Raw genomic sequence first — 18,039 nt, forward strand, 5'->3', positions numbered from 1 at the left:
CGATCCGCAGGTCACCCGCCCCGATCACGGTCACCTGCTCCGATCGCGGTCACCCGTCCCGGCCACGGTCAGCGGTCCCCGGACAGGTGCGGGCCGAGGGCGGCCAGCGCGGCGGCAGCGGACACAGTCCCGGCAGGGCAGCCCGGCACAGGTCGGGCAGTCGACCACGGTGGACCAGCCGTCCGGCGGCCCGCTCACCGCAGCAGCCGCCGCGTACACGGTCCGTCGTGGCCGGCCCGCAGCAGGCAGCGCCGCCGCCGGCCATCCTGGCGTCACAGAACACCCGGTGCCGTACGCCCTGCTCGTCCTCGTACGACACGGTGGTCTCCCCCGGGTCGAGCTGGGACAGCACGGTCGCCCAGCGGGCCACCACCCGGGCCAACCGGACCGCGCCGGCCAGGTCCGGGGCCACCACCGGCAGGTGGATCACGAACCGCCCGGCCATCAGCGGTACGCCCGCTCGTTGACGCACGGACGGTACGCCTGGTCGTTCGGGCGGTACGCCGGTTCGTTGCTGTGCGGGCGGTACGCCTTCTCGTTGATGCGCGGGCGGCAGCAGGCCGACGCTGCGGAACCGTCGCCGCCGCACCTGCCAGGGCCGCAACGGCACGTACGTCACCGACCGGTACCTGCTGCCGGGTGCACCCTGGCCGGCTGTCGGCTGGTCGGGCCGGTTCAGCCCTGTGAGCCTGATCAGCCGGGAGAGGAACCGCATACCTGCCGCCTTCCTGGGAGGGGAACTGGAAGGGGTGGTCCACCCGCCCGCCGCGCACGGGTGGACCACCCCGGCCCCACCACCGCAGCTCCAATCAGCGGTACGACAGCAGGGCTGGCCTCCGACTCGTACGGGCAAAGCCGTCGACTGCCGTCGTCTCGGGGTTCCCGCCCGAGCACAAGTCGTGACTGCGAGACTAAAAACATGGGGACAGGGGCGCAACACTCGGGCGACAGGGGCACGTTTGACAGGGGGACATGGGCGGGTTTAGTTGTCCCCATAGGGCCATAAGTCTTCAGGGGCATGAGGATCGATCCCCGCTCGCACACGCCGGTCTACATCCAGCTCGCTGACCTGCTGCGCGAGCAGATCGAATCCGGCAAGGTGCCGCCCGGCTCGGTCCTGGCAAGCGAGACCAGGCTCAGCCAGGAGCACGGCATCGGCCGGGAAAGCGTCCGGATGGCCGTGGCGATCCTGCGCTCCGAGGGACTAGTGAGCACGAGCCGAGGGCGTGGCACGTGGGTGCGGGAGGTCCCGCAGCGCGACGAGGTGGAACTCACGCCGGGCGGGTCGGCGATCGCCCGAATGCCGTCGAGCCATGAGCGGCGCGAGATGGACCTCGACGAGGGCGTGCCGGTCCTGGAGATCCGCGACGCCGCCGGCGACGTGCAGGTGCTACCCGCCGACAAGGCGCAGATCATCCGTCCCACGTCCGATTGACGACGTCCTCGCCCGATTACGCTGCGTGCCCGATCCGGTAGCGTCAGCGGATGCCGATGACGGCCGATCGTCTCGATCTCGACGGGATCGGCCCAGTCGCTTCGGCGAGAAGGGCTACCTACCGATCGGTAGGTTTAGTGAGCGCAGGCGATATCGTCGCTCGGTTGACTCGGCCTCTCACAGACCGAGGTGGCCCGCCGGATGGACACCACGCGGTCCGCCGTGGCGGCATTCGAACGAGCCGGTGGCGATCCTCGGCTCTCCACGCTCCAGCGGTACGCCCGAGCAGTCGAGACCCAACTGTTGCCCGTCGACTACCAGGCGAGGTTCGGCGCAGATTGCGGCATCTTGGGTTCTCAGCAAAGGGCGACACCCCAAGATGCCGCATCCGTTATCGCGCCCGTCGAGGTGGCAGAGGTGATCGAGCGTCCGGAAGACGCCGAAGATGTGGCCGCCGCGCGGCAGGCACTTGCCCGCGTCGACGCGGGCGACGAGCCGATCGCATTGGCTGACCTGCGTACCGAGCTGGGCCTGTAAGTGGTCCCGGCCCTCTACCGGCCAGTTCGTCGCGGAACTGTTCGGCGTAGCCGGCGGCGATGGCGTCGTACCCGACCCGGGTGGCGCGCAGGTAGTCGGTTTCTGACGTCAGTCCCACCAGAACGACCAGGAGTTCGAACCCCGGATCTCCTCCGCGTACGCGGCCAGCGAACCGCTGCCCTGGTGGACATTGTCCGGGCAGAAGGCGTGGTGCTCGGCGGCGACCCGCACGGCGTGCTCGGTCGTGGTCGGTGGCGCGGCCACACTGAGGTGCAGGGTGTCGAAGCCGACCGCCACCACCTGCGCGCCGTACCGCTGCTCCCAGCTCCGCAGCACCGCCGAGAGCTGGCCGGCGTTGCAGATGTGGTTCGCGGAGCCGCTCCAGCCGACCACGGCCAGGGTGTCCGCGCTGCGGGTCGCCGCGACGAGCCCGAGTCGCGCCTCCCCGAAGAACTCCGGCTCGTGGGCGAGGAAGTCCACCAAGCCGTCGGCGCTGTCACCGGGCGGCTCCTGCGGCTCGCCGGGGGCGGCCAGGCCGGGCCAGCGCCGGCCGAACGGGGCGGTGGCCTCGCCCAGCTCGGCGTCGTCCTCGTCCTCGTCGGTCACGCCGTCGTGCCACCACTGGGCCAACAGCTCTGCCGGATCGTGTCGCTCCGGTGCCGACCGCCGGGTGGGTGACACCTCGCCGACCACCCAGGGCCGGTCCTCGTCACTCCGCAGACCGGTCAGCAGCAGCGGCCACAGGCCGGTCTCCGGGTGGTTGCGCCGCAACTGCGTCCACCGGTACGCCTCGGCCGGGGCGTCGCTCAGCCAGTACGCCGGTGGTCCGCCGACCTCCGGCGTGACCAGGCGACCGGGTGGCAGCGCCTCCGGTGGAAGGGCCGCGAGCAGGCGGGGCAGGTCCGTGTGCACGGCCGGAAGCGTAGGCGGACCGTACGACAGATCAGCCGCACAGGTTCGGCTGCGGGGCACCGACCGGGGCGAACCCGGACACCTTCACCAGCGTCGCCCCCTCAGCCTCGGCACCCGCCAGGGCGACCCAGAGCACCTCGCCGGCGGGGATCAGGTCCGGGCGTACCGTGAAGGCCCGCTCCTGCGGCCCCAGCGGCTCGCCGGTGATCGGGTTACGGCGGTCGCCGGGGTTCCCGGTCACCGGGGCGAACGCGTGGAACTCCGGGTAGTCCCGCACCGACGGTGGTCCCGACGGCAGGGGGTGCGGCGGGGAGGGCAGCCGGGGCGCGGTGAGCACGTCCAGGCAGGCCGGGTCCGCGACCAGTTCGATGCGTACGCCGCGCTGCTGGAGGTCCGCTTCGGCCTTCGCCACGTCGGCGGCGGTGATGCTGTACAGGACGACGGCGAGGCGGCCGTCCGGTTCCGACTCGATCGCGTACGCGGGGTGGCCGGTGTTGCCGACCAGCGTGCCGGCGAGCAGGGCGGCGACGGCGGCGGTGAGGCCCCCGGCACCGGCCAGCAGCGCCCGGCGTCGACCGGGCGGCCGGGCCGGCCCGGGGTCGGCGGCCGGCGGCAGCTCGGTGAGCAGTTCCTGGAGCAGCCGGTCCTCGAACCGGTTCGGGTCGGTGGGCCGGTCGGTGTCGGTCATGGCGTCTCCACGGGGATCGAGTCGAGGGTGGACGGTGTGGCGCCGGCGGCCCGCAGGGCCCGGCGGGCCCGGAACAGCCGCACCCGGGCGGTGCCGGGGCGGATGCCCAGGACCGCGGCCGCCGCCGAGACGGTGAGGTCGTCCAGGGCGACGAGTTCCAGTACCGCCCGTTCCTCCTCGGGCAGGAACTCCAGCCTTGGATGCAGCCGGCGGGCGGCACGGGCCGCGTCGATCTGCTGCTCCAGCCGGCCGATGTCGTCCTCGTCGAGGTGGCGGCGGCCGGCCAGCCGCTGCTGTCGGGCCGCCTCCCGGGCCCGCGACCGGGCGTGGCTGGCGACGCAGTTGCGGGCGATGCCGTACAGCCAGGCGACCTCACCGCCGCGTTTCGGCCGGTACGACGCCGCCGACTCGATGACCGCGCGGAACACCTCGGCGGTGACGTCCGCCGCGGTGTGCGGGTCGTCGACCCGGCGGGTGACGAAGCGCAGCACCGCGTCGACGTGGGCGCGGTAGAAGGCGGTGAACACCTCCGGGTCGGTCAACCGTCCGGTCATGGCACTCCTCGAAGCGGCGTCTGGTACCCACCACTACTTGGTTCCGACCCCGCGAAGCGTTACCGCGCCGGGACGTACGCCGGTCAGGTGGGGGTGCCGCGCAGGTACGCCAGCACGGCCAGTACCCGGCGGTTGGTGTCGTCGCTGGGGGGCAGGTCGAGTTTGGCGAGGATGTTGCCGACGTGCTTGCCGACCGCCGCCTCCGTGACGTGCAGCTTCGCGGCGATCGCCGCGTTGGAGTGGCCCTCGGCGAGCAGCGCGAGGACGGTACGTTCCCGGGCGGTCAGGGTGGCCAGCGGGTCCCGCGTACGGCGCAGCAGGTGCCGGACCACGTCGGGGTCGACGGCGGTGCCGCCGCCGACCACCCGGCGCAGCGTGGCGGCGAACTCGGCCACGTCGGCGACCCGGTCCTTGAGCAGGTAGCCGACGCGCCGGCCGTCGCCGCTGTCCAGCAGCGCCGAGGCGTACTCGGACTGCACGTACTGGCTGAGCACGACGACGGCGAGCGTGGGGTGGTGGGCGCGCAGGGCGACCGCGGCGCGCAGCCCGTCGTCGCGGTGGTCCGGCGGCATCCGGATGTCGGTGACCAGCAGGTCCGGTCGGTACGCCCCGACGGCGTCCCGCAGGGCCGGGGCCGAGCCGACGGCGGCGACGACCTCGAAGCCGAACCGGGTCAGCAGGGCGACGAGGCCCTCCCGGAGGAGGACCTCGTCCTCGGCGAGCACGACGCGGGTCGGGACGGGGGTCTCGGCGTCGGTCTCGGCGAGGGTCTCGGCGTCGGTCTCGGCACGGGTCACGACGGGCACGGTAGTTCCACCCGGACCAGGGTGGGGCCGCCGTCGGGGCTGGACAGCAGCAGGCGTCCGTCCGCCGCGGCGACCCGGTCGGCGAGGCCGGTCAGCCCGGTGCCCCGGACCGGGTCCGCGCCGCCCCGGCCGTCGTCCTCGACCTCGACGACGAGGCGCTGGTCGGTCTGGGTGAGCCGGACGTCGGCGCGGGTCGCGTCGGCGTGCAGCGCGACGTTGTTCAACGCCTCGGACAGCACGTAGTAGGCGGTGGTCTCCACCGGTTCCGGCAGCGGTCGGGGCAGGTCGGCGTGCACGGTGACCGGGATGGCGGTCTCGCCGGCCAACTGGCGGGCGGCCCCGGCCAGGCCCAGTTCGGTGAGCTGCTGAGGGCGGATGCCCTGCGCGATCCGCCGGAGCGTCACCATCAGCTCCTTGGCCTGCTCGTGGGCCATGGCGAGGGGGCCGGCGGCCGGCGAGTCGTCCGGTACGTCGAGGCGGGCCAGCCCGAGTTGGACGCTGAGGCTGGTCAGTCGGGGCTGTGCGCCGTCGTGCACGTCCCGTTCGATCCGGCGGCGTTCCGCCTCGTACGCGTCGACCAGCCGGGCCCGGGAGCGGGTGACCTCGCGCAGTGCCGACGGGTCGGCCGGCGGTCCGCTGAGCAGCCAGCGGGCGACGGTGGCCTGGCCGGCGGCGAGCAGCCCGGCCAGGTAGCAGAGCACGGGCACGAACAGGGCTGCCCCGATCGCGTACGGCACCGCCTCGCGGGGCGTCCCCACCGTCGTCCACACCAGGATCATGTCGTCGCTGCCGGTCACCAGCCAGGGACTGGCGACCAGGGTCAGGTCGAGCAGCACCAGCACCAGGAACGTCCAGTACGCGACCGGCACCACGGCACCCAGCCAGCCCGCGTAGGCGACCTCCCGCCAGGCGGCGGCGCTGGTGTACCGGGCGGCGAGGCCGGCCAGCAGGTCCCCGGCGATCAGGCGTCGGGCGGGCGGCAGCGGGCGGGCGTCGACCAGGCCCAGCCGCCAGCGTTCGAACGCGGCGACCGGGGCGCTGACCAGCGGGGCGGCGGCGAGCAGGGCCAGCCCGGCGAGGGTGAGGAAGACGACGACGGGCAGTTCGACCGGCCGGCCCTGCCGGGCCGCGTTGACCACCGCCACCGCCGGGGCCACCACGACGAGCAGGCCGGACGTCAGGACCGCCGCGACCGGCACGGTGGTGCCGGCGTAGGCCAGTGCCCGCCACGGCCACCAGGAGATCAGGTATCGGGGCCGGCGCAGCGCCGCCGGCAGGTTCGTGGTCATGGCGTCACGCTATGGCGGTGGCGGGGCCCGTCCCAGCCGGCTGGGCCTACTACCGGGGTAGGGCCAGCCCTACCGTAGACCAGCGTCGGCGCATACCCGGCGTGAAGATTGCTAGGCGCTGGCGACGGCCTGGATCTTGAGCCGAGCGGCAGGACAACGGTGACCGGGAGCCGACGGACGCCGGCTGCGGGAGCGGGCCCGGTCTACAGCCCGATGGTCCGAACCCGCTGCCCGCACAGCTTGACGATGTCATCGACATCGGATGTCAGCACGGCCACCGGCGCGGGTAGCCGCAACGCCACCTCGGCGACCATGGCATCAATGGCGTACCGGTGCCCGTGCAGCCCCGCCGCTTTCAACAGCCCCACACTACGACGGGCGCTTTCCTTCGTCACCGCCTCCACTCGGACCCGGGACAGCAGCCAGGTCAGCCTGGCGACGTCCACACCGGAGTGGGAGACCTCGATGATCGTGGCGGCCGACATGGCAAGATCGACGCCATCGCGCTCTGCCTGCTCCAGCAGTCGCATCACCGTGCGATCCCGTTCGATCCACATCGCGAAGCCTTGCGAGTCGAGCACCAGCGACTCCAGGCTCACGCCGCGCGTCCGATCTCCTCGGCTCCGTACAGGAGCGCCCGAGCCTCGGCCATCTCCTCGTCAGTGAACGCCCCGAACTCGCCCTGGTAGCTATCCAACTCCTCGCGGAGGAGCCTGCGCCGCTCCGCCCGCTCGGCCAGTTCGGTGAGGTAGCCGGAGACGTTGTCGGTGTGTGTCTTCATGCTCTCCAGCAACTCTGCCGGCAGCGTGATCGTGACCTTCTTCGTCCTCGCCATCTAACGACCATACCACGGTGTTACCGCCGCGAGTCCCGCCATTCAGACGTCGAAGCGGAACTCCACCACGACAGTTGCCGACCATCGATGGAACCGACCATCGCCGGTGTTCACGCCGCGCGGAGCGGCCGGATGCTGTCGAGCGCGTCGCCGAGTGCGTCCTTCTCGATCTCGAGGTCGTACCGGTTCTGCAGGTTGATCCAGAACAGGTCCGTCGTGCCGAAGTAGCGTGCGAGACGGAGGGCGGTGCCAGCCGTGATACGCCGCTTGCCGTGGACGATCTCGTTGATCCGCCGCGGCGGGACGCCGATGTCCACCGCCACCTTGTGCTGGGTGATCCCGAGCGGCGTGATGAAGTCCTCCATGAGCACCTCGCCCGGATGGATCGGGGCCAACTTTCCCACCTCGTTCACCACCTCTCAGTGGTAGTCCACGATCTCGACGTCCTCGGGACCAGTGTCGGTCCAGACGAAGCAGATCCGCCACTGGTCGTTGATCCGGATGCTGTGTGGCCGACCCGGTCGCCTCTGAGCGCCTCCAGACGATTGCCGGGCGGGACACGAAGATCATCAAGAGTCACTGCGGCGTCGAGGATCGCAAGCTTCCTCAGGGCCGGCCGGACGACCCGGGAAGCAGGACGTTAATAACGTCACACGTTAAAGCGGAACTCCACCACGTCGCCGTCCTGCATGACGTACTCCTTGCCCTCGATGCGGACCTTGCCGGCCGCCTTCGCCGCCGCCATCGAGCCGGCCGCGACCAGGTCGTCGTAGGAGACCACCTCGGCCTTGATGAAGCCGCGCTGGAAGTCGGAGTGGATCACCCCGGCGGCCTCGGGGGCGGTCGCGCCGACCGGCACGGTCCAGGCCCGCGCCTCCTTCGGCCCCGCCGTCAGGTACGTCTGGAGGCCGAGCGTGCGGAAGCCGACCCGGACGAGCTGGTCCAGCCCCGGCTCGGACTGCCCGATCGACTCCAGCAGCTCGCGGGCCTCCGCCTCGGGCAGGTCCACCAACTCGGATTCGATTTTGGCGTCCATGAAGACCGCCTCGGCCGGGGCGACCAGGGCGCGCAGCTCGTCCAGGAACGCGGCGTTCGCCAACTCCGCCTCGTCGACGTTGAAGACGTACAGGAACGGCTTGGTGGTGAGCAGGTGCAGCTCACGCAGGTGCTCCAGCTCGATGCCGGCGGCCTTCGCGCCCGCGTACAGCGTGGTGCCGCCGTCGAGGACCTCGGCGGCCTTCTTCGCGGCCTCGACGGCGGCGGCCCGGTCCTTGCGGAGCTTGGCCTCCTTCTCCAGTCGCGGCAGCGCCTTCTCCAGGGTCTGCAGGTCGGCCAGGATCAGCTCGGTGTTGATCGTCTCGATGTCGTCGGCCGGGGAGACCTTGCCATCGACGTGCACCACGTTCGGGTCGGAGAAGGCCCGCACCACCTGGCAGATCGCCGAGGCGTCCCGGATGTTCGCCAGGAACGCGTTGCCCCGGCCCTGCCCCTTCGACGCGCCCCGGACCAGGCCGGCGATGTCGACGAACGACACCGGCGCGGGCAGCACCTTCTGCGAGCTGAAGATCTCGGCCAGCTTGTCCAGCCGGTCGTCGGGCAGCCCGACCACGCCGACGTTCGGCTCGATGGTGGCGAACGGGTAGTTCGCCGCCAGCACGTCGTTCTTGGTCAACGCGTTGAACAGGGTGCTCTTGCCGACGTTGGGCAGGCCGACGATCCCGATGGTCAGACTCACGACGAGCCAGCTTACGCCGCTGCCGTCAGCCGGTGCCCGCCGGCCGCCACCGTCGGGTGGTGGCGGGCCGGGCGGGTCGCGGTCAGCTCAGCAGGCGGGTGGGGATCGGGGTCTCGGTGACCGTGCCGTCCTCGCCCCGGCGCACCTCGTACGCCGACACGCCCTCCCGGTCCGCGACCGCCTCGACCAGCGTGGTCCCCCGGTAGACCAGCCCCACGCCGTCGTCGGTGCAGTGCGCCGTCGGGATGGTGCCGGCACCCACCAGCTTGTGGATCAGCGGCCGGCGCTGCGCCTCACTGTTGTAGTGCACCCCGTTGCCGTACGGCAGCAGCCCCAACCCGGCGGTGAACGGACGCAGCGTGGGACCGAAGCTGTCCGTGGTGCCGCCGACGTGCCAGCAGAGCGACCCGGCGGACACCCCGCCCAGCACCACGCCGGCCTCCCAGCACTCCCGCAGGATCTCGTCGAGCCCGTGCACCCGCCACACCGCGACCAGGTTGGCGACGCTGCCGCCGCCGACCCAGACGACGTCCTGGGCGAGCAGGTGGGCGCGGATGTCCTCGACGTTCGGCATCGGGAACAGGTTCAGGTGGGACAGCCGGAACCGGGTGCCGGCGAACGCCCCGTACAGGGCGGTGAGGGTGGTCGGCTGGTCCCCCTCGGCCTGCCCGAGGTAGCAGATCCTCGGCTCCGGCCCGGCCTGGGCCAGCTCCGCCGCCAGGTCGAAGATCGGCCCGGGACGCCAGTCCCACGGGCCGCGACGGCGGCTGAAGAAACCGATGCTGGTGGCGAGTATGGTGGGTTCGCTGGCAGGCACGGGCCTTCCCTCCGGTCGGGGTCGGCGATCATCCTGCCGTACCGGCGGACCACCGCACACCCCCGGACCGCAGCACCCCGTCCGCCCCGAACCCCGCCCCCACCGCCGGGTCGAACTCCGGCAGCGCACCGGGCGGCAGTTCGCTCGCGGCGGCCAGCGGCAGGGCGAACCGGTCCCCGGCGGCCGGCGGTGCCGCGTACGACTCGCCGAGCATCCAGCGCACCTCGTCCGGCGTCCAGCCGAGGCCGGCCCGGGCGGCGATCTCCCCGACCAGCCGGCGACCCACCCGGATGTCGTCGTCGTAGAACCGCAGGCACCAGTGGTGTGCCCACATGCCCAACGCCCGCAGCCCGGCGGCGTCCAGCGACCGGACCAGCCGGCCACAGGCGGTCGCCCCGAACTCCCGGCCCGGGGCGGCGGCGCGGTCCCGCTCGATCGCCCCCACGGCGGCCGGCCCGACCGCCCGCATCCGGTCGTAGAAACCCTGCACCACGGTCCGATCCAGCCCGGCGGGCGCGGACCGCGCCCCCACCCGCTCCGGCCCGGCCACGCTTCCCATCGACGCACCCCTTCTTGACTTGGCCCCGGGACGGTACCCGCCCCCTCCGACACTTCCGCCGCCGAGGCTCCCCACCCCGCCGTGCGGCCAGGTCCGATTCCCGCGAGCCGGACGGGCCGTTCACCGGGCAGGATCGGAGGCGTGGAGTTGGACTTCGAACGGTGCTACCGGGCGGTCGACAGCCGTGACCAGCGGTTCGACGGCTGGTTCTACACCGGCGTGACCTCGACCGGGATCTACTGCCGGCCGTCCTGTCCGGCGGTGACCCCGAAACGGCACAACGTCCGGTTCTTCCCGTCGGCCGCCGCCGCCCAGGGCGCCGGACTGCGCGCCTGCCGCCGGTGCCGGCCGGACGCCGCGCCCGGCTCACCGGAGTGGGACGTCCGCGCCGACGTGGTGGGGCGGGCGATGCGGCTGATCGCCGACGGGGTGGTGGACCGGGACGGGGTTCCCGGGCTCGCCGCCCGGCTCGGCTACACCGACCGGCACCTGCACCGGATGCTGCACGCCGAGCTGGGTGCCGGCCCGTTGGCGCTGGCCCGGGCCCAGCGGGCGCAGACCGCCCGGCTGCTGATCGAGACGACCGGGCTGGGGCTGGCGGAGATCGCCTTCGCCGCCGGCTTCGGCAGCGTCCGGCAGTTCAACGACACGGTCCGCGAGGTCTTCGCGCGCACCCCGTCCGAGCTGCGGGCCGCCCGGGGGCGGGGGCCGGCGGCGGGCGGGCCCGGAACGATCACGGTACGGCTGGCGTACCGGCCGCCGTGGCACGCCGCGTCCCTGCTGGAGTTCCTCACGCTGCGGGCGTTGCCCGGGGTCGAGGAGGTGCGCGACGGGACGTACCGCCGGGGGTTGTGCCTGCCGCACGGCCCCGGCGAGGTGGCGCTGACCCCGGCGACCGGGCACGTGGCCGCCACGTTCCGCCTGGCGGACCTGCGGGACCTGGCCCCGGCGGTGGCCCGCTGCCGCCGCCTGCTCGACCTGGACGCCGACCCGGTCGCCGTCGACCAGACGTTGGGCGCCGATCCGGCCCTGGCCGCGGTGGTCGACGCCGAGCCGGGCGTCCGCCTGCCCCGGGCGATCGACGGCTTCGAGACGGCCGTCCGGGCCGTGGTCGGCCAGCAGGTCTCGGTCACCGCCGCCCGCACCACCCTGATCCACCTCCTCACCCCGCCCACCGGTGGTCCTCCCGCCGGGGACGGGTTGCGGGGGTTTCCCGGGGCGGCGGAGGTGCTGCACGCGGTGGACGGGACGGCGGGCGGGATGCCGGCCCGACGGCGGGAGACGATCCGGGCGCTGGCCCGGGCGGTCGTCGACGGCCGGCTGGACCTCGCACCGGGCGGGGACCCGGCGGAGACCCGCCGGCAGCTGCTCACACTGCCCGGCATCGGCGAGTGGACCGCCGGCTACGTCGCCATGCGCGGGCTCGGTGACCCGGACGTCTTCCTCCCCACCGACCTGGCGGTCCGCCGGGGCGCGCGCGCCCTCGGCCTCCCCGACGACCCGAAAGAACTCGACGCGTACGCACAGCGCTGGCGGCCCTGGCGCTCGTACGCGGTGATCCGACTCTGGAGAGCAGCAGCATGATCGATTACGCCACGACGGACACCCCGGCCGGACCGTTCACCGTCCTCGTCGACACGGACGGGGCGGTACGGGCGGCCGGGTTCGGCACCGACGCCCCGGCGTTGCTGGCACTGACCCACCCGACCCTGCGCGAACCACTACGGGAGCGGGCCGAGCTGGGGGCGGTGACCGGGGCGGTGGCCGCGTACCTGGCCGGCGACCTCACCGCCATCGACGCGGTGCCGGTACGCCAGCACACCGACGGAATGTTCATGGCGCACGCCTGGCAGGTGCTGCGCGACGTCAAGCCGGGTGACCCGGTCACGTACACCGCCTTCGCCGCGCTCGCCGGCCGGCCGGCGGCGGTCCGGGCCGCCGCAGCGGCCTGCGCGCGCAACGCCGCCGCGCTGTTCGTCCCCTGCCACCGGGTGCTACGTACCGACGGGAGTCTGGGCGGCTACCGGTGGGGGCTGGACGTGAAGAAGTGGCTTCTCGGTCATGAACGGCCGTTGACGGCAAGTTGACCGTAGAACGGCCGCCAAGAAAGTGACGTTAGCCGATACCGTCGGGGGGTGGCGGCGGACCGTGCCAGCGCTCCCCCCACCCGGGGAGATCCACTACACAACCTGTGGCGGTTGCGCCGCTACCTGCGCCCGTACGCCCGCGAGTTCTGCTGGCTGCTGGTCGCGGGCCTGACGGCCACCGCCGCCGGGCTCGCCGTGCCGCTGCTGGTGCAGCGGGTGGTGGACGGCCCGGTGGCCCGGCGCGACCCGGTCGGGCTGTGGCAGCTCGGCGGGCTGGTGCTGCTGCTCGGCCTGGTCGAGGCGGTGCTGATCTTCGTCCGGCGGTGGACACAGACGTCCTCGTCGGTCGGCATGGAGGCGGCCATCCGCGCCGACCTCTACGCCCACCTGCAACGGCTGCCGGCCGGCTGCCACGACCGGTGGCAGTCCGGGCAGCTCATCGCCCGCGCCACCGGCGACCTGTCGATGATCCGCCGGTTCCTCTCCTTCGGGCTGCTCTTCCTGATCCTCAACCTGGCCACCTGCCTGGCCGTGGTGGTGCTGCTGGTCCGGCTGCACCCGCCGCTCGGGCTGCTGGTCGCGGCCAGCGCGGTGCCGCTGTTCCTGGTCAGCCGGCGGTTCGCCCGGTCCTACCACGTCGCCGCCCGGCGGATGCGCGAGCAGCAGGGTGAGGTCGCCACGCTGGTCGAGGAGTCCGCGCAGGGCATCCGCACCACCCGGGCGTTCGGTCGGGCACCGGAGCTGGTCGCCCGGTTCGGCGTCGGCGCCCGCGCCCTGCACGACACCGCCGTCGACAAGGGCCGGCTGCTGGCCCGTACCTCGGCCCTGTTCGACCTGGTGCCGAACCTGACCCTCGGGGTGGTGCTGGTGACCGGGGTGGCCGCCGCCGCCCGGGGCACCCTCAGCATCGGCGAGCTGGTCGCCTTCGTCAGCCTGCAACTGATGCTGATCTGGCCGGTCAACTCGCTGGGCTGGATCATCGCCAACGGGCAGGAGGCGGCCACCGCCGCCGACCGGATCCAGGAGGTGCTGGACACCCCGCCGACGATCGTCGACCGGCCGCACGCGGTGACGCTGCACCGTGGTCGGGTACGCGGGCGACTGTGCTTCGAACAGGTCGGTTTCGGCTACCCCGGGGCCGGCGCGCCGGTGCTGCGGGGCGTCGAGCTGGCCGTCGAGCCGGGCGAGACACTCGCCCTGGTCGGCGCGACCGGCTCCGGCAAGAGCACCCTGCTCTCGCTGGTCCCCCGACTGCACGAGGTGGGGACGGGCCGGATCACCCTGGACGGGCACGACCTGCGGGACCTGCGGCTGGCCACGCTGCGCCGGCTGGTCGGGGTGGCCTTCGAGGAGCCGACCCTGTTCTCCATGTCGGTGTGGGAGAACCTCACCCTCGGCCGACCGGACGCCGACCGGGACGAGGTGGTCGCCGCGCTCGCGCTGGCCCAGGCCGACTTCGCGTACGACCTGCCGTGGGGGCTCGCCACCCGGGTCGGTGAGCAGGGGCTGTCCCTCTCCGGCGGGCAGCGGCAGCGGCTCGCCCTGGCCCGGGCGGTGTTGGGCCGACCGGCCGTGCTGGTGCTGGACGATCCGCTCTCCGCGTTGGACGTGCACACCGAGGCGCTGGTGGAGGCGGCGCTGCGCCGGGTACTCCGGGACACCACCGCGCTGATCGTGGCGCACCGCCCGTCCACCGTCGCGCTGGCCGACCGGGTCGCCCTGCTGGACCGGGGCCGGATCACCGCCGTCGGCACCCACTCCGAACTGCTCGGCAGCGAGCCGGCGTACCGGACGCTGCTCTGCCCGGACCCGCCGACCTGCCCGGACCCGCCGGCCACCGCCGTCGCCGTGCCCGTGCAGCGGGGCACGGTCACGAGCGGCGCCGAGTGGGGGGCGCGGCCATGACCGGCACGAAGCGGGGGATGCGGTGGTGAACGGCGCGAAGCGGAGGGTCCGGTCGCTCGTCGGCCACCCCGGATGGCGGTGTGAGCGGCGCGAAGCGGGGGGTGCGGTGGTGAGCGGTGCGGACCGGGTGGACCTGGGGCGGTGGCAGGGCGTCGCCGCCGACCCGGCCGCCGGCCGGAGCCGGGCGGAGGAGAGCAACCCGCAGGCGGTGGCCCGGCTCCGGGCACGCAGCCGGACCCTCCTGGCCGACCTGCTGCGTCCGCACCGGGGTCGGCTCGCGCTGGCCGCCGGGCTGTTGCTCGCCCAGAACGCGGCCGGGCTGGCCGGACCGTACCTGGTGATGTTCGGCATCGACCGGGCGATCGAGCCGCTGCGTGCCGGCGACGCCGGACCGCTGGTCGCCGTCGCGGCGGGCTTCGCGGTCGCGGCCGGGGTCGAGTACGCCGCCCGGCGCGGCTTCCTCACCCTCTCCGCGCGGATCGGCCAGGCCGTCCTGCTCGAGCTGCGCCAGCGGGTGTACGCGCACTTCCTGCGCCTCTCCGTCGCCTTCCACGAGCGGTACACCTCGGGACGGATGGTCTCCCGGCTCACCAGCGACCTGGACTCGATCGCGGAACTCCTCGACGGGGGTGTCGACAGCCTCGTGCTGGCCGGGCTGTCCATCCTGTCGGTCGCCGGGGTGCTGCTCTGGCTGGACCTGCCGCTGGCCGCGGTGACCCTGCTGGCGTTCCCGCTGCTGCTCTGGCTGTCCCGCTGGTTCGCCCGCGCGTCGGCGACCGCCTACCGGCAGACCCGGGAGGCGGTGGCCCTGGTGATCGTCCACTTCGTGGAGACGTTGCGCGGCATCCGGGCCGTGCAGGCGTACCGCCGGGAGGGACGCAACCAGCGCATCTTCGCGGCGGTGAACGACGACTACCGGCGGTCCAGCGTCCGGGCGTTCCAGCTGATCGCGGTCTACTCGCCCGGCATCAAGCTGGTCGGCAACGTCACCGTGGCGGTCGTGCTGACGTACGGGGGCTGGCGGGTGCTCGGCGGCGGCATGGAACTGGGTGTGCTCGCCGCGTTCCTGCTCTACCTGCGCCGGTTCTTCGAGCCGATGCAGGAGCTGAGCCAGTTCTTCAACTCGTTGCAGTCCGCCACGGCGGGCCTGGAGAAACTGGCCGGCGTCCTGGACGAACGAACCGACGTGCCGGAACCGGAGCAGCCCCGGCCGCTGCCGTCGGGCGGCCCCCGGGGCGCGGTACGGTTCCGGGCGGTCACCTTCGGCTACCGGCCGGGCGCGCCGGTCCTCACCGGGCTGGACCTCGACGTGCCGGCCGGGCAGACCGTCGCCCTGGTCGGGCCGACCGGGGCCGGCAAGTCGACGGTCGCCAAGCTGCTCGCCCGCTTCCACGACCCGGCCACCGGCACGGTCAGCCTGGACGGGATCGACCTACGGCAGGTCGCCGACGTCGACCTGCGCCGGGCGGTGGTGCTGGTCACCCAGGAGAACCACCTGTTCACCGGCACGGTGGCGGAGAACATCCGGTTCGGGCGGCCCGACGCCGACGACGCGGCGGTCGAGGCGGCGGCCCGCGCGGTCGGCGCACACGACTTCGTCGCCGCCCTACCCGACGGGTACGCCACCCAGGTACACCGCCGGGGCGGCCGGCTCTCCGCCGGGCAGCGGCAGCTGGTCGCGTTCGCACGGGCCTTCCTGGCCGACCCGGCGGTGCTGATCCTCGACGAGGCCACCTCGTGCCTGGACGTGCCGACCGAGCGGGTGGTGCAGCACGCGCTCGGCACCGTCCTGCGGGCCCGGACCGCGTTGGTGATCGCCCACCGGCTCTCCACGGTACGGATCGCCGACCGGGTGCTGGTGCTGGACCGGGGCGGGATCGTCGAGGACGGCTCCCCGACCGAGCTGCTCTCCGGCGACGGCCGGTACGCCGCGCTGCACCGGCAGTGGCTGGCGTCACTGGCCTGACGGCGACCCGGCGGGAGGCGGAATGGACGGTCGCCCGGGTGGATAAACGGGGTTCTGGACGGTTGTGGTGGACCGCTTCCGGCGTGTCGTGTTGCTGAGCTGCCAGGAAACCAGGTCAGGGGCGCGCGGAGGGCTGGTCGAGGCGGGCGACCAGGCGGGTGAGGGCGAACAGCAGGACCAGGGTCACGGCTCCGGCCAGCGCCAGCAGCGGGAGGGTGAACGACAGGTCCGTGGGACCGGCGGGGCGTACCGCCACCGGTGCCAGGGCCTGCGCGGTGAGCGCCCAGGTGGCGAAGCCGAGCACGGCGACACCGGCGAGCCGGCCCCGGTCCGGGCCGGTGGTCTCGTGGTGGGGTGAGGTGGGCTGGTCCGGGGTGGTGGTCCGGTGGGGTGGGGTGGGGATGGGTTGTGGTGCGGGGGGTCCGGCCGCGGCGGCGTGAGTGAGGCCGAAGCCGACTGCCAGGCCCGTCCCGAGGGCGACCAGCACCGGCCCGACGGTGGCCGCGGACGGCAGTTCGGCGCGGACAACGGGAGCCGCCAGCGGCAGCGCGACGGCGGCCACGGCGACCCCGAGGGCGTCCCAGGGCAGCAGTCCGGCCACCTGCCGGGCCAGGGTCACCCCGACCACCACGGCCGCCAACCCGGTCACCGCCACCAGCAGCACCCGTCCCGGTACGGCGGTCACGTCGAGGTGCCAGCCGACCAGGCGGACCGGTGCGACCGCGAACCCGAGCGCCACCCAGCGGGCACCGACGATCCCGAACGCGCGGTGGGCGTACCCGAGCAGCAGCAGCCCGGCGACCACCGCGACCGCGACCGCCGAGTAGTGCGCGAAGGACTCGACCGCCGCCTCCCGGCGCGGCCCGGCCAGCCCGTCCGGGCTGACCCGGAACTCCCGGATCACCCACCACCGGACCAGCAGTCCACCGAGGACGATCAGCCCGGCGACGGTGACCGCGATGACCGGCCCCCGCCGTAGGGCTGTGGCCGCCGGCGTGGGCACGCTGTCCGGCCGGCGGCGCGGACCCCCGGTCGGCGAAGGCGGGGCCGACCCGTCACGGTCCCGGGGCGCCAGCACCGCGGCCAGCCTTCTCCGGTCCGTCAGCAGCGCGGCCAGCCTGCCACGGTCCCGGGGCGCCAGCACCGCGGTCAGGCCGGTGGCCGCTAGCGCCACCCAGTACAGCTCCGGGGAGAGCCCCGTCGGGGCGGGAGTCAGCAGGGCCGCGTACGCCGGCCCGGCCAGCACGCCGACCGCGAGCCCGCCGGCCAGTGCCGCCCGGACCGGGCCGGACGCCGTGCCGACCGCGAGCAGGACGCCGCCGAGCGTCAGCCCGGTGCCGACCGCCACCGCCAGGAAGGCCAGCGTTCCCAGCGGCGACGGCGCGTCGACCGACGTCACCACCGGCAGGGCGGCCGACCGGTCGGCGGTCACCACGAGCAGCAGCCCGGCCAGGGCGAGCCACCAGCCATCCACCCGGCGCACCGCGACGGCTGCCGCCGCCGCGACGGCCAGCGCGACCGGGGCGAGCACCCCGGACCGTAACGGCACGGTCGGCACCAGGTCGCCGAAGACGGTCGGCAGCAGCAGGTACGGCAGCACGGTCGCGAAGATCAGGCCGACGGTGGCGGTGGCCAGCGCCCCGGTCAGGGTGGCCGCCGCCGGCCGACGCACCGGGGCTGCCGATCGACGGGCCGGGGAAGGCGGCCGACGGGCCGGGGCGGCGGCGTCCGATGTGGTCGGGTCGTCCATGCCAACCTCCCCCGTCGCGGACCGCACCGATGCTGTCACGGTCGGCGTCCGTCCGCTGTCCCCCGACGAACGCCCTGGTCGGAGCGGGTGTATCGACGTTTGCCGGTTCACAAGCTGGTCACGGTCAGGTGACCGGCCAGACATCGCGAAACCCGAGAGTGAGG

The 18,039-nt window shown here is 73.7% G+C and carries 18 protein-coding genes and 2 pseudogenes; 6 read left to right on the forward strand and 14 right to left on the reverse strand.

What is annotated here, in order from left to right:
• Nucleotides 1-194 precede the first annotated feature (194 nt).
• Nucleotides 195-445, reverse strand: a pseudogene (locus PVK37_RS01675) (hypothetical protein).
• A gap of 573 nt (nucleotides 446-1,018) precedes the next feature.
• Between PVK37_RS01675 and PVK37_RS01680 the strand changes: the two are divergent.
• Nucleotides 1,019-1,435, forward strand: a complete 417-nt coding sequence (locus tag PVK37_RS01680; protein WP_275031900.1) for a GntR family transcriptional regulator — start codon at nucleotides 1,019-1,021, stop codon at nucleotides 1,433-1,435.
• A gap of 180 nt (nucleotides 1,436-1,615) precedes the next feature.
• Nucleotides 1,616-1,972: pseudogene (locus PVK37_RS01685) on the forward strand (helix-turn-helix domain-containing protein); the annotation flags it as partial.
• Nucleotides 1,973-2,080: 108 nt separating this feature from the next.
• Here PVK37_RS01685 and PVK37_RS01690 read toward each other — a convergent pair.
• The 12 genes from PVK37_RS01690 to PVK37_RS01740 form a co-directional block, all read right to left on the reverse strand.
• Complete coding sequence (locus tag PVK37_RS01690) at nucleotides 2,081-2,884, reverse strand: DUF4253 domain-containing protein (RefSeq protein ID WP_275031901.1); 804 nt, start codon at nucleotides 2,882-2,884, stop codon at nucleotides 2,081-2,083.
• 31 nt (nucleotides 2,885-2,915) lie between these two features.
• The gene (locus PVK37_RS01695; RefSeq protein ID WP_275031902.1) at nucleotides 2,916-3,572 is read right to left on the reverse strand and encodes a hypothetical protein; all 657 of its coding nucleotides are present in this window, start codon (nucleotides 3,570-3,572) and stop codon (nucleotides 2,916-2,918) included.
• Entirely contained in the window at nucleotides 3,569-4,126 is a 558-nt protein-coding gene (locus PVK37_RS01700; protein ID WP_275031903.1) for an RNA polymerase sigma factor, read from the reverse strand. The genes PVK37_RS01695 and PVK37_RS01700 overlap by 4 nt, the downstream gene beginning before the upstream one ends.
• 83 nt (nucleotides 4,127-4,209) lie before the next feature.
• Entirely contained in the window at nucleotides 4,210-4,851 is a 642-nt protein-coding gene (locus PVK37_RS01705; RefSeq protein ID WP_275035327.1) for a response regulator transcription factor, read from the reverse strand.
• Between the two features lie 68 nt (nucleotides 4,852-4,919).
• A complete protein-coding gene (locus PVK37_RS01710; RefSeq protein ID WP_275031904.1) occupies nucleotides 4,920-6,221 on the reverse strand; it encodes a sensor histidine kinase in 1,302 nt (433 codons plus the stop codon).
• 203 nt (nucleotides 6,222-6,424) lie between these two features.
• Entirely contained in the window at nucleotides 6,425-6,820 is a 396-nt protein-coding gene (locus PVK37_RS01715) for a PIN domain-containing protein (protein WP_275031905.1), read from the reverse strand.
• Nucleotides 6,817-7,056 (reverse strand): hypothetical protein, encoded by a 240-nt coding sequence (locus PVK37_RS01720; protein WP_275031906.1) that lies wholly within the window; start codon nucleotides 7,054-7,056, stop codon nucleotides 6,817-6,819. The genes PVK37_RS01715 and PVK37_RS01720 overlap by 4 nt, the downstream gene beginning before the upstream one ends.
• A 110-nt stretch (nucleotides 7,057-7,166) precedes the next feature.
• The gene (locus PVK37_RS01725) at nucleotides 7,167-7,472 is read right to left on the reverse strand and encodes a HigA family addiction module antitoxin (RefSeq protein WP_275031907.1); all 306 of its coding nucleotides are present in this window, start codon (nucleotides 7,470-7,472) and stop codon (nucleotides 7,167-7,169) included.
• Complete coding sequence (locus PVK37_RS31780; RefSeq protein ID WP_480212900.1) at nucleotides 7,466-7,666, reverse strand: type II toxin-antitoxin system RelE/ParE family toxin; 201 nt, start codon at nucleotides 7,664-7,666, stop codon at nucleotides 7,466-7,468. Before PVK37_RS31780 ends, PVK37_RS01725 begins: the two co-directional genes overlap by 7 nt.
• A 39-nt stretch (nucleotides 7,667-7,705) precedes the next feature.
• Nucleotides 7,706-8,791, reverse strand: coding sequence for a redox-regulated ATPase YchF (ychF, locus tag PVK37_RS01730; RefSeq protein WP_275031908.1), 1,086 nt, complete (start codon nucleotides 8,789-8,791; stop codon nucleotides 7,706-7,708).
• Nucleotides 8,792-8,873: 82 nt separating this feature from the next.
• On the reverse strand, nucleotides 8,874-9,608 hold the full coding sequence (locus tag PVK37_RS01735) for a Type 1 glutamine amidotransferase-like domain-containing protein (protein ID WP_275031909.1): 735 nt from the start codon (nucleotides 9,606-9,608) through the stop codon (nucleotides 8,874-8,876).
• Between the two features lie 28 nt (nucleotides 9,609-9,636).
• Nucleotides 9,637-10,167 (reverse strand): hypothetical protein, encoded by a 531-nt coding sequence (locus tag PVK37_RS01740; protein ID WP_275031910.1) that lies wholly within the window; start codon nucleotides 10,165-10,167, stop codon nucleotides 9,637-9,639.
• 141 nt (nucleotides 10,168-10,308) lie between these two features.
• Here PVK37_RS01740 and PVK37_RS01745 point away from each other — a divergent pair, with 141 nt between their 5' ends.
• The 4 genes from PVK37_RS01745 (at nucleotide 10,309) to PVK37_RS01760 (ending at nucleotide 16,125) form a co-directional block, all read left to right on the forward strand.
• The gene (locus PVK37_RS01745) at nucleotides 10,309-11,751 is read left to right on the forward strand and encodes an AlkA N-terminal domain-containing protein (protein WP_275031911.1); all 1,443 of its coding nucleotides are present in this window, start codon (nucleotides 10,309-10,311) and stop codon (nucleotides 11,749-11,751) included.
• Nucleotides 11,748-12,254: a methylated-DNA--[protein]-cysteine S-methyltransferase gene (locus tag PVK37_RS01750; protein WP_275031912.1), complete on the forward strand. Its 507-nt coding sequence runs from the start codon at nucleotides 11,748-11,750 to the stop codon at nucleotides 12,252-12,254. Before PVK37_RS01745 ends, PVK37_RS01750 begins: the two co-directional genes overlap by 4 nt.
• A gap of 48 nt (nucleotides 12,255-12,302) precedes the next feature.
• Nucleotides 12,303-14,159: an ABC transporter ATP-binding protein gene (locus PVK37_RS01755; protein WP_275031913.1), complete on the forward strand. Its 1,857-nt coding sequence runs from the start codon at nucleotides 12,303-12,305 to the stop codon at nucleotides 14,157-14,159.
• A gap of 106 nt (nucleotides 14,160-14,265) precedes the next feature.
• The gene (locus tag PVK37_RS01760) at nucleotides 14,266-16,125 is read left to right on the forward strand and encodes an ABC transporter ATP-binding protein (RefSeq protein WP_423790982.1); all 1,860 of its coding nucleotides are present in this window, start codon (nucleotides 14,266-14,268) and stop codon (nucleotides 16,123-16,125) included.
• Between the two features lie 115 nt (nucleotides 16,126-16,240).
• On the opposite strand, the gene PVK37_RS01765 is transcribed toward PVK37_RS01760, so the two are convergent.
• On the reverse strand, nucleotides 16,241-17,875 hold the full coding sequence (locus PVK37_RS01765) for a hypothetical protein (RefSeq protein WP_275031915.1): 1,635 nt from the start codon (nucleotides 17,873-17,875) through the stop codon (nucleotides 16,241-16,243).
• Between the last annotated feature and the right edge of the window lie 164 nt (nucleotides 17,876-18,039).

It is taken from the genome of Micromonospora cathayae (assembly GCF_028993575.1).
Taxonomy (GTDB): domain Bacteria; phylum Actinomycetota; class Actinomycetes; order Mycobacteriales; family Micromonosporaceae; genus Micromonospora; species Micromonospora cathayae.